Source organism: Mucilaginibacter endophyticus (assembly GCF_003351025.1).
Taxonomy (GTDB): Bacteria; Bacteroidota; Bacteroidia; order Sphingobacteriales; family Sphingobacteriaceae; genus Mucilaginibacter; species Mucilaginibacter endophyticus.
Map to the genome: position 1 here is coordinate 538,324 of NZ_QPCG01000001.1, position 11,138 is coordinate 549,461.

The 11,138-nt window shown below is 44.8% G+C and carries 9 protein-coding genes; 7 read left to right on the top strand and 2 right to left on the bottom strand.

The annotated features are described in order from the left end of the window. The first annotated feature begins 65 nt into the window (after positions 1 to 65). The 6 genes from DUL71_RS02310 (at position 66) to DUL71_RS02335 (ending at position 7,366) form a co-directional block, all read left to right on the top strand. Positions 66 to 470: a putative quinol monooxygenase gene (locus tag DUL71_RS02310; RefSeq protein WP_114937448.1), complete on the top strand. Its 405-nt coding sequence runs from the start codon at positions 66 to 68 to the stop codon at positions 468 to 470. Positions 471 to 844: 374 nt separating this feature from the next. After that, complete coding sequence (locus DUL71_RS02315; RefSeq protein ID WP_112575879.1) at positions 845 to 1,318, top strand: ribonuclease H-like YkuK family protein; 474 nt, start codon at positions 845 to 847, stop codon at positions 1,316 to 1,318. Positions 1,319 to 1,377: 59 nt separating this feature from the next. Further along, positions 1,378 to 2,214: a sulfurtransferase gene (locus DUL71_RS02320; RefSeq protein ID WP_114936549.1), complete on the top strand. Its 837-nt coding sequence runs from the start codon at positions 1,378 to 1,380 to the stop codon at positions 2,212 to 2,214. Next, positions 2,172 to 2,864: an SRPBCC family protein gene (locus DUL71_RS02325; RefSeq protein ID WP_244228683.1), complete on the top strand. Its 693-nt coding sequence runs from the start codon at positions 2,172 to 2,174 to the stop codon at positions 2,862 to 2,864. Before DUL71_RS02320 ends, DUL71_RS02325 begins: the two co-directional genes overlap by 43 nt. Before the next feature lie 192 nt (positions 2,865 to 3,056). After that, on the top strand, positions 3,057 to 5,846 hold the full coding sequence (locus DUL71_RS02330; RefSeq protein ID WP_114936550.1) for a glycoside hydrolase family 2 protein: 2,790 nt from the start codon (positions 3,057 to 3,059) through the stop codon (positions 5,844 to 5,846). 203 nt (positions 5,847 to 6,049) lie between these two features. After that, the gene (locus DUL71_RS02335) at positions 6,050 to 7,366 is read left to right on the top strand and encodes a flavin monoamine oxidase family protein (RefSeq protein ID WP_279629782.1); all 1,317 of its coding nucleotides are present in this window, start codon (positions 6,050 to 6,052) and stop codon (positions 7,364 to 7,366) included. A gap of 107 nt (positions 7,367 to 7,473) precedes the next feature. On the opposite strand, the gene DUL71_RS02340 is transcribed toward DUL71_RS02335, so the two are convergent. Together DUL71_RS02340 and DUL71_RS02345 are read right to left on the bottom strand one after the other, a co-directional pair. Then, the gene (locus DUL71_RS02340) at positions 7,474 to 8,649 is read right to left on the bottom strand and encodes a family 8 glycosyl hydrolase (RefSeq protein ID WP_161964355.1); all 1,176 of its coding nucleotides are present in this window, start codon (positions 8,647 to 8,649) and stop codon (positions 7,474 to 7,476) included. Between the two features lie 25 nt (positions 8,650 to 8,674). Then, entirely contained in the window at positions 8,675 to 9,628 is a 954-nt protein-coding gene (locus tag DUL71_RS02345; protein ID WP_161964356.1) for a LysR family transcriptional regulator, read from the bottom strand. Between the two features lie 89 nt (positions 9,629 to 9,717). On the opposite strand from DUL71_RS02345, the gene DUL71_RS02350 reads away from it, so the two are divergent. Further along, the gene (locus tag DUL71_RS02350; RefSeq protein WP_114936553.1) at positions 9,718 to 11,121 is read left to right on the top strand and encodes a TolC family protein; all 1,404 of its coding nucleotides are present in this window, start codon (positions 9,718 to 9,720) and stop codon (positions 11,119 to 11,121) included. Positions 11,122 to 11,138 lie beyond the last annotated feature (17 nt).

Consider the following 11,138-nt stretch of genomic DNA (forward strand, 5'->3'; position numbering starts at 1 on the left):
GCATGAAAAATATCGGCATATTTGAATATACATCCCTGCTACCCATTTATTCAAACCAACTCAAAATGAAACAAATAAACATCAAGGCATTGCTGCTAATCACATTGGTATTTTTAATTATGGTATTTACTAATCAAAATGCTTCGGCCCAGCAAGGTGACAAGGTTGTGCACATTGCCAAATTACAAATAGACCCTGCCCAGCTCGATAATTATAAAGTTTTCCTGAAGGAGCAAATTGAAACCGCGGTACGTGTTGAACCCGGCGTTTTAACCCTGCACGCCGTGGCGGACAAGAACAACCCCGCTAATATCACTGTTTTTGAAATATATGCCGATACGGTTGCATACAAAGCTCATTTGCAAACGCCACATTTTAAAAAATACAAAATCGGAACTAAGGATATGGTAAAATCACTTGAGCTGATTGATGTTGTCCCGCTTGAACTACAGGCGAAGGGAAAGCTGTAGGCGATTCTGTTAACGACTTCAAACAGTGACTTCCCGCCGCCGCTCGCGTCCTCGCTACAGTTGTCTGAACTCGAATTTTTAGAATTTGTGGAATGGTCAGAATTTAAAAGATTCGAAAAATTCTTTAATTAGATAAATTCGGGTTCAGACAACCTTTCTGCTAACACCCGGCCGGAGCCGAGCGTCAGGTACTATTCACCTTTCACCTTTTACCTTTCGCCTTTCACCTTTCACCCGAAAATCCCCCAACGTGTTAACAATCAGCTAAATGTTAACAAATAAATCACATGTTATTTACGTTAATATGAAAGCTAATCGCTTATTTTTATAGACCCATAAAAAAGGTCGCCTAAAATTTACCTAAAATAATTTTTATGACCTGGAGAAAATTCAGCGGCGAAGTAATCCAATCGCCCATTATGGAAGAGGTTGAAAAGGCAATTGAACGCGAAGCCCTCCTTGGTAACAAACTCAAAGTATGTATCGGCACCGATTCTCAAGTTAAGGGATCTATTACAGATTTCGCGACGGTGATCGTGTTTCTGCGCGAAAAACGTGGTGCCTTTATGTTCATCCATCAGGAACGCACATCGCAAAAAATGAGCATTAAAGAAAGGATGCTGAGCGAAGTGCAAAAATCAATTGACATTGCTTACAAGCTTTGTGATTTGCTTGACCTGTACGATGTGGACCTTGAGGTACATGCCGACATTAATACCAATCCGATGTTTAAAAGTAACGCGGCCCTGCACGAGGCTATGGGTTACATCCTGAGCATGGGTTTTGTGTTTAAGGCCAAACCCGAGGCTTTTGCAAGTTCATACTGCGCCAACAAAATAGTGCAGTAAATTTGCCAAACTAAAAGCGGTGTATCTATATTTGATATTTAAACATATCAGATATACCTATGTCGTCATTAATTGAAATCAACGATCCGGCTTTGGCCGGCAAGGATACTATTCTCATTGATGCCCGCGCAGGGCAAGACTCCTATCAGCGTTACCTGGCCGGTCACCTGAAAGGCGCGATATTCGCCGATCTCGACCAGCACCTTACCACTAAACCCGAAGATCCCGCTTTTGGCGGCAGGCATCCGCTGCCCAACATACAGGAATTTGCTGTACAGTTAGGCAACTGGGGTGTTACGCCTCAAAGCCATGTGGTGGTTTATGACGATAAGTCGGGCGCATTTGCGGCCTCCCGTTTATGGTGGATGCTGCGGGCTATTGGCCATGAAAATGTGCAGGTACTGAACGGCGGATTACAGGCGACTAAAAATGCCGGTGTTGAGCTAAGCACCGAGGCTTACACGCCAACCCCGGTTGATCCGTACCCGGTAACACATGAGTATGCCGATACAGTTTTGATTGATGAAGCAGGCGAAGCAGCCAAAGACCCTTCGCGTGTGGTGATAGATGTTCGCGAAACACCAAGATATTTAGGGCAGACAGAGCCTTTGGATCTGATTGCCGGGCATATCCCTGGTGCGCTTAACCTGCCTTATAATAATAACCTCGGCGCGGATGGCAGGTACTTGCCTGCTGACGAATTACGTAAAGCGTATGATGCGGCCATTGGCGATGTGGCCCATAATGAGGTGATTGTTCATTGCGGATCGGGTGTTACCGCTTGCCATACTTTGTTGGGTTTGGATTACGCAGGTATCGCAGGTGCCAAGCTTTATGTGGGTTCATGGAGCGAATGGTCAAGAAGGGATTTGCCGATAGGGAAGGAAGAGAGATAGATAAATTATTGAATTTTGCCGCCGCTCGGCTACAGCCGAGTGGCAACTATTTCCAGGCCTCTGGCCTCCGTAGCCCGGCGGCCGGGAGGCCGCTTGATAGTTACCACTCGCGGGACACGAGCGGCGGCTTCAGTTTCTTTTGTGTTTTTATAACATTCACCCTTCAACCTTGTTACGCTATCGTGAAAACATACGTTTTAAAAAGAGAACAAAAAATTCCCATCACTCTTAACGATGCCTGGGAATTTTTTTCATCGCCCTTAAACCTGGCTAAGATCACTCCGAAGGATATGGGTTTTGTAGTTACATCTGATTACACCGGCGATAGCAAAATGTATGCGGGCATGATCATTACCTACAAAATATCGCCGTTGCTGGGTATTAAGATGGACTGGATGACCGAGATCACCCATGTTGATGATAAAAAATATTTTGTTGATGAACAACGTTTCGGCCCCTATGCTTTGTGGCATCACCAGCATCATTTTAAAGAGATTGAGAGTGGAGTTCACATGACCGACCTTTTGCATTATGCTATCCCTTACGGCGCGATAGGCAGGTTTGCCAATGCTGTTTTTGTTAAAAGCAAGATTGAGCAGATATTTGATTATCGTACTAAGGTTATTGAAGAGCTGTTTGGAAAGTTGTGATATTATTACAGTAATAATTGCTTCAATGTCATTGAGTAGGAATCCATGCTGTTGTTGGTGTTATAACCAACAACTAAATTGTTTTACTAAAACCAGAAAATGTATCATTTGTACTACAAATTGATAAATAAGTACATCTGTATCTGGTTGTATGTTAAGTAGTTTTACGATACCTATTTATCGATATACTACATGAACAAAAGTATCCGCTCTGCTTTAAGTTTTGTGGCTACCTGTCTTTTGCCCGCCTTTGTTTCGGCGCAATCAGGAGTTGTAAAACAAGTTAAATTAAGCAATTTTGATCTGCAATCCTCTGCATTGTTAAGTGCTTCCGGTGCCGAGCTTTCCAGCACACAATACCATTCGCCGGTATACTGGTTCCCGGTAAAAGTACCTTCAACAGTATTAACCGGGCTGGTGGCTAATCATATTTATCCAGATCCGTACCAGGGACTGAATAACATGCTGATCCCCGACGCTTCCGATCAGTTCAATAAAGAATATAACCTGGAGCAATACAGTCATTTACCTAATGATCCCAATCCGTGGAAAAAGCCTTACTGGTACCGTACTACTTTCAAAGTACCCGCGGCAGATAAGGGACGCCGTTTTCAGTTGATATTTAAAGGTATAAACTATAGAGCTGCCGTATGGCTTAACGGGAAACAAATTGCCGATAGTACCCAAATGGCCGGCATGTTTGCCGAGCATAACCTCGACGTAAGCAATGCGGTTAAAGCCGGCACAGAAAATGCACTTGCTGTAAAAATCTACCCGCTCGATTATCCGGGCTACCCCGCGAAGGAACAACTAAAAGCACTCGGTCCATTTTATGAAAATGGTGGCCCAACAGGCGATATAGGTAAAAACGTAACCATGCTTTGCTCTTCTGGCTGGGATTGGATCCCCCCGGTGCGCGACCGTAATATGGGGATTTGGCAACCGGTTTTTCTGCGTACCAGCGGCGCGGTGACTATCGGCAGGCCAAAACTGGTTACTGATTTGCCAAATCTGCCCGATACAGGCCTTGCCAGGCTTTCGCTGAATTTAACTTTAACCAACAATACTGCTGCTACTCATGGTGGTAAGTTAACCATCAGTATCAAGCCTGAGAATTTTGTTGGCGCCGGGGTTCAGTTTAGTCAGCCTGTTGTTGTGCCTGGTGGTTCAGAAAAGGGTGTTGAGTTAAACGCCGATAAGATCAGCCAACTGATCATCCGTCAGCCTAAATTATGGTGGCCTAATGGTTATGGAAAAGCAAGCCTGTACCGTATTCGCCTGCAATATGCCGAAGGTACTACGGTAAGCGACGATACTACTTTTGTATTTGGCATCCGCAAGGTTGCCTCAAAAGCCGAAACTACCGCTAATGGCTTTGTGCGCCGTAAGTTTTATGTAAACGGCAAAGAAGTACACTTGGTGGGTGGTGCCTGGGTGCCGGATATGATGGTAAACCGCGATTCGGCCCGTTATGATTATGAGATGCACCTGTGCCGCAATGCCAACGTAAATCTGGTTCGTATTTGGGGCGGTGGAGTTACAGAACCTGACGCTTTCTGGAATGCTGCAGATAAATATGGCCAAATGGTATGGTCAGATTTTTGGATCACAGGCGATACCCAGGGTGAGTTTAAGGGCTCGCCTGACTGGCCGCTGGAAGGTAACGTATTCATTAAAAACGTAGAAAGTACCATCTATCGCATCCGTAATCACCCAAGCTTACTGGTGTGGACCGGCGGTAATGAAGGTCATGCCCGTAAAGAATTATATGACGTGATGCGCAATGATATCATCACTTTAGATGGTACAAGGCCGTTTATCCCAAGCTCATCGGGTTTTGCCAAACTGCCTGCCGGTTGGAAGGGCTCATGGCCAGATGATATGCCATCGGGTGTTTACAGCGGTGGTCCGTATGAATGGAAAGACCCTAAAGATTATTACAAGCTGGCTAATGATGCCAGAGATTGGGTGTTTAAGGACGAAACCGGCTTGCCATCGCAGCCTCCATATACTACCTTACCTAAGATAATTCCTAATTTGGTTTGGGATACTAATTTGCCGTTCCCACTTAATAATTCGTGGGGATACCATGATGCAGCTACCGGCGCGGGTAAGTATGATAAATACTATGAAGAGATGGCCAAGAGGTATGGTAAACCCAATAGCATCGTCAATTTCTCCGACAAAATGCAGCTGATGAATGCTACGGGTTACCGGGGCATTTTTGAAGCTGATGGCCATAAGCTTAACGAAACCGGAGGCGTTATGCTCTGGAAGTTAAATGCGGCCCTGCCAAGTGTTATCTGGCAAATTTATGACTGGTACCTGGAACCTAATGCCGGCTATTACGCTCTGCAAAATGCCTGCGAACCTATCCACATTCAATATAACTATGATAATTCATCGATAGCAATCATAAACCGTACACATCATGCAACTGGTAATTTAACCGCTACTGCCGATATTTATGACATCAACAGTAAACTCATCAAATCGGCAAAAGTTGGCAATGTTGGGTTGGCGCAAACCGGAGTTAAAGAAGTGATTCAACTTAAAGATGCGCTTGAAGCTGCCAAAGGCGTAAGTTTTGTGGTGCTTAACCTGACCGATGCTGCAGGAAAAACGATATCACACAATGCGTACTGGTTATCGGCCACTGACGACTTTACATCATTGAATGATATGAAGCATGCACAGGTACAGGCTAAAGTGGTCAGGGCCGAAAAAGGTGCGAGTGAAAACAAATGGACTATCCAGTTTTCCAACAACTCTAATCATTTGGCATTCTTCGTTCGTCCGCAATTAATGAAAAACGGGGAAGAAGTGATGCCAAGCTATTGGACAGGTAATTATTTCACTATTGCACCGCATGAAAGTACTACGGTAGCCGTAAGTGCGCCGGTTGCCAAACTGGGCGCTGCAAAGCCAACCGTATTGCTTGAAGGCTGGAATTTGGATAAGCAGGTGATTGCACTGCAGTAAACTTATTGATTTCAAAATTACAAGGCCGGATACTCCATCCGGCCTTTGTCGTTTTGTTAAATACCGATTTTTAGGTGTAAGTATTGCGTGTTGAATTGTGGGTAGGATAACTTATGCCAGGTTGTTTAAAGTTAAATTTTGTTTAAGAATTACCTACCATACAAGTACTGCTTTAAAAATCTGCTTATCTTGCTCAACACATTTTGCATATGGAAAATACGGATGTAATTATCATAGGAGGGGGAGCAGCAGGGTTGATGGCGGCCCGTACGCTTGCCAAAGCGGGGAAGAATGTTGTGTTGCTTGAAGGGCGTAACCGGCTTGGCGGTCGTATCCATACACTGGAGCATGGCACATCATTGCAGCCCGCCGAATTGGGTGCCGAGTTTATTCACGGCGATTTGCCCGTGACCCAAAGTTTGCTTAATGAGGCTGACATTAAATATACTCCGGCTTCAGCTTCAATGTGGAGGTATGATGATGGAAAGTTTATAGCTGAAGGGCACGTTATTGAGCATTGGGATGAATTTCTGGAGCGTATTATGCAGCTCAAAAATGATATGAGTATGGAGGCTTTTATGCAGCAGGAATTTTCCGGAGAACGGTATGAAGGTCTCCGGGAATCGGTAAGGGCATATGTGTCAGGCTATGATAATGCCGACCCTAAAAAGGCGAGCGCTTTCTCCATCCGTAAAGAGTGGCAAAATGAGCATGAGGACGCGCAGTACCGTGTAGAAGGCGGTTATTGCATGCTGATCAGCTATCTGGCAAATGAGTTTAAACAGGCAGGCGGGCATATCTACCTTAATGCTGTAGCAAAAGATATTGACTGGGGGCAGCATCATGTTACCGTAAGTACAGATATCGGCATAACCTATCAGGCCAGGCAATTGCTGGTTGCTGTACCGCTTGGCATCTTGCAGGCCGAAGCGGGGTTGAAGGGCACCCTGAGTTTTGATCCTCCGGTTGATTATTATATAAATGCTCTTAAATCGCTTGGTTTTGGTGCTGTAATCAAAGTATTACTGGAGTTTGACGATGCCTTTTGGTGTAGTGATGAAACGCGACAAATGGCCGGAGTCAACCTCGAAGACATGGGTTTCCTGTTCTCGAAAGAAACTATCCCCGTTTGGTGGACACAGATGCCGGTACATCGTCCGTTACTGACCGGTTGGCTCGGCGGACCTCCAGCAGCTGCCCGTTTGAATACCAGCGACGAAGATATGCTGATAGAGGCGCTGGGTTCCATCTCCAATATTTTTAAGATAGATATCGCGAAACTGAAAGAGAAACTCCTCACCTGGAATGTAATCAACTGGACAGTTGACCCTTTCTGCCGCGGATCATACAGCTACGATACCACGGAAACTGCCGAAGCAAGGAAGATCATCAGTCATCCGATAGGAGATACCCTGTTTTTTGCAGGCGAATACTTATACGAAGGCACGGCCATGGGTACTGTTGAAGCAGCACTTACCAGTGGCTTAAGGGCGGCTGAGATGCTGTTAGATTATGAATAAATAAAAATATGTCATTGCGAGGAACGAAGCAATCGTATGCTGTATAGGGCGGATATGCTTCCGTGCAATTGCTTCGTTCCTCGCAATGACATGAAGAAGATAGCTCATCAGTACCGCCAGTAATTCCCACTCAAGATGATCATATCCAGCATTTTGATGGTATTGTCGTAATAATCATAATCCTTCAATTTAAACGCTACAAGGTAATCCCAAACTTTGTTAAGCCATTGCTGATTGCTTTGATCAACCGTTGCAGATACTGCAAATGGTGCTATAAAACTCAACGCTTCAAAGTACCGCCCTTTAATATCATTACCTTCAAGCGTATACCCGGCCGAAATATTATCAGGATTGCCATTGGTAGTCTGCCTGATCCAACGGTTTATTGGGGTTACAAAAGCTTTTGCGCGTATATCGCCATATAACAAATAATCAGTAGCTATCCGCCATGGAACACGGCAGGCATTGTAGTTATAATAGCTGTCGTACTTTGATTCCATGTAGTTAGCCTGGGCAGGCCGGGGTTTTGAGTTTATGCCTCTTATAAAGTCGGGCATCAAACCGGCATCCGGACTGTAAGTTTTCTGCATATAACTAAATAACCGGTAGTTGTTATCAATAGCTTTTTGCCATTTGCCGGTTTTTAATGCGTTTTCAAATGCTTTGAAATTGGCAGGCATAAAATCAGAAGCGCGCATATCATAATAATCCTCGCTATCTCCGTCGCCGCCATCGCTTAGTAAAACAGAATATGTTTTCGGATTGATCTCATAGCGCATAATTGCCGCCATCGCATTCTTAGCTTCCTGCAGGTAATTGATACTGCCTTTGCTTCCCCATTGCTTATCCGCTAACAAAAGAGAGTATGCTATATCCATATCGCCGTCTGTGGCAGCATCCCTATCGTGGTTTTTACAGTTTTTTAGCTGGGCCCAGGCCATTAAATAAGGAGATGCTTTGGCCGGATGGGCTTTATAATAATTATATAAGCCGTCATAAACGGTTTTTGCCTGCTTATCATAACCAGCCATCAGCGCGGTGATGATCATGCCATAGCCTTGCCCTTCGGATACACACTCTTTACCGGGCTTTTCAAACCAAACGTAAAATTGATCCTTGTTGCAGCCAGGTTTTATATAGCGGCTTTTCCACTGATCGTAAAAAACAGTTACTTGTTTATCCAGTTGCTGTTGACTGATGTGATTAGGTTTAATGGTACCGGTAGTATACCGGCTATGTTGCGGAAACGGCCTTAATGCAACCTGTGCATTAAGGCCGTTCATGATAAATATTATGAATAGCGTCAGGCTATATCGCACGTAGTTCGGGATAAGAGTCGGCAACGTCGTCAAATTCATTACAAAGCATTTCGGTTTTGCAGAAATGGTTCTTGAGGCAACTCAAAAAGTTCTGAATTGCGGGTGTATCCTTACAGGTGGCGGCGTACCAGGTGCGTTTTGCTATACTATGGTGCAGCGGCTTTGTAACAATGTGTTTACCGGGTAGGTATGGCTTCACAATCCAGTCGGCCATAACGCTAATTCCGAGGCCCGCATTTACCATCTCAATGGTGGCATCTGTGTAGTGGATCCGGCTCAATGTTTTGGGCTTTACATGCTGCTCCTGGATGAGTGTTTCGATGATCGGAGTCTCCTGGTAAGAGGGGTCATAAAGGGCCAGAATCAGCTCCTGATCCTGGAAGTCGCAGATGTCAATAACGGCCTTTTTTGCCAGTGGATGATCGGCCGGTAAGATGGCTATCAGACGGTCTTCAAAAATGGGTTCGTAAACGATTTGTGTGTTCACCATTTGGGTGCGCACAATGCCCAGGTCAAGGTCGCCTCGCATCAGATATTCAAGCGGTCGGCGGCTTGCATCCGAAACTATATTTATGTTAATATCAGGCCATTGGCTCTTAAAATCTTTAATTACGCCGGGCAGCCAGTGGTACGCGGTATAGCATTGCATGCTGATATTTAGCTTGCCGGTTTTACCATTTTTATAGTTGTTAATATCTTCTTCAAGAGTACGTATTTCAGCCAAAATTTTTTCCGAACTTCGTAAAAAACGGTAGCCTACTTCAGTTAATTGAAGCCTCTTTCCCTGGCGATGGAATACCTCTATATCCAGCTCCTTCTCCAGCTCTTTTAACTGGTGGCTCAGGGCCGATTGAGTTAGGTGTAAAGCGCTCGCTGCTTTTGTCAGCGAACCCTCTTTTGAAATGGTGTCAACTAACCTGAAATGATGTAATGCGATATTCATTATTAGTTTTGCTAATGATTTGCACAAAATTAATTCATTTTTTTCATGAATCATATAGGCATACATTTGCCGTGTATAAAATACACCTCATGTTAAACACAAATTCAAAAAAATTACTCCTGTTTTTTTTGAGTGTTTTATATGTCTTACACGTACAAGCGCAGCAAAAAGTCCTTTCCATTAAGGATGCTGAACAAATGGCCCTTGCTAACTATGCTTCCATCAAGTCGAAGGCAAACCAGCTTAACGCCTCTAAGGCATACCTCAAAGAAACAAAAACGGAGTATCTGCCGGATGTAAATTTTTCCGCGCAGCAGGACTACGGCACAGTGAACGGCCAAAACGGACCATCTTATGGTTACCGAGGGCTTTCCGTAGCTTCATCCGGGCCGGTATTGGCCAAGCAAAATTGGAATGCCGCTTTTGGCGCTCTGTATTTAACCAACGTTAGCTGGGACTTTTTCGCCTTTGGCAGATCAAAGCAAAGGATTGGCGTACAGAAAACCATTGTATCGCGTGATGAAACAGATCTTGCACAGGAGCAATTTCAGCACCAGGTACGCGTTGCAGCCACGTATTTAAACTTACTGGCAGCACAGCAGCTTGCCAAGGCGCAGCAGGATAATCTTAACCGCGCCATGGACCTGCAAAAGGTAGTTGTTGCACGTGTAAAGAACGGCTTAAACCCGGGTGTGGATTCGTCATTGGCCAACGCCGAGGTATCTAACGCCAAGATTGCTTTAACCAACGCGCAGCAAACGGTACAGGATCAAGGTAACCAGCTTTCTGTTTATCTCGGGATCCCTGCACAGGAGTTTCAACTGGATAGCGCTTTCATTACTAAACAGCCGAATAACCTTGAGGCCGTAAGTGCTGTTGCCAATACAGATCACCCAACTTTGAAATTTTATCAAAACAGGGTAAACGTGAGCGATCAGCAAGCTAAATACCTTCGCACATTCGCCTTGCCAACCTTTAGTTTGTTTGGTGTTTACCAGGGCAGGGGATCGGGCTTCAAATCTGATTATGGCACTAACCAGGATAGCTACACCGGCAGCTATGGCGCAGGTGTTGATCCAACCCGTTATAACTACCTGTTTGGTATAGGTATGGTTTGGAATTTCACCAGCGTGTTCAGGACCCACTACCAGGTACAATCGCAAAAGTTTACATCAGAGCAATTGAAAAACGATTACGAGCTGGTTGATAAGCAACTGGAAGCGCAACGCTCCCTGGCCGAAACGCGCATAGGCAATGCCCTTAAAAATGTGAACGAAGTACCGGTTGAAGTTTCAGCTGCCAACAACGCTTACATTCAGAAATATACCCTGTATAAAAACGGACTTTCAAACATAGTTGATTTTACGCAGGCGCTTTATACCCTTAACCGGGCCGAAGTTGACAAATACATAGCCCTTAACAACGTATGGCAGGCGTTGCTGTTCAAATCAGCAGCCACCGGCGATTTTGGGTTATTCATCAATAATTTTTAACAGTTACACACATATAC

Coding starts and splice junctions, on each gene's coding strand:
- DUL71_RS02350 (WP_114936553.1), top strand. CDS start 9,718: ATGTTAAACACAAATTCAAAAAAATTACTCCTGTTTTTTTTGAGTGTT.
- DUL71_RS02345 (WP_161964356.1), bottom strand. CDS start 9,628: ATGAATATCGCATTACATCATTTCAGGTTAGTTGACACCATTTCAAAA.
- DUL71_RS02310 (WP_114937448.1), top strand. CDS start 66: ATGAAACAAATAAACATCAAGGCATTGCTGCTAATCACATTGGTATTT.
- DUL71_RS02340 (WP_161964355.1), bottom strand. CDS start 8,649: ATGAACGGCCTTAATGCACAGGTTGCATTAAGGCCGTTTCCGCAACAT.
- DUL71_RS02315 (WP_112575879.1), top strand. CDS start 845: ATGACCTGGAGAAAATTCAGCGGCGAAGTAATCCAATCGCCCATTATG.
- DUL71_RS02330 (WP_114936550.1), top strand. CDS start 3,057: ATGAACAAAAGTATCCGCTCTGCTTTAAGTTTTGTGGCTACCTGTCTT.
- DUL71_RS02320 (WP_114936549.1), top strand. CDS start 1,378: ATGTCGTCATTAATTGAAATCAACGATCCGGCTTTGGCCGGCAAGGAT.
- DUL71_RS02325 (WP_244228683.1), top strand. CDS start 2,172: ATGGTCAAGAAGGGATTTGCCGATAGGGAAGGAAGAGAGATAGATAAA.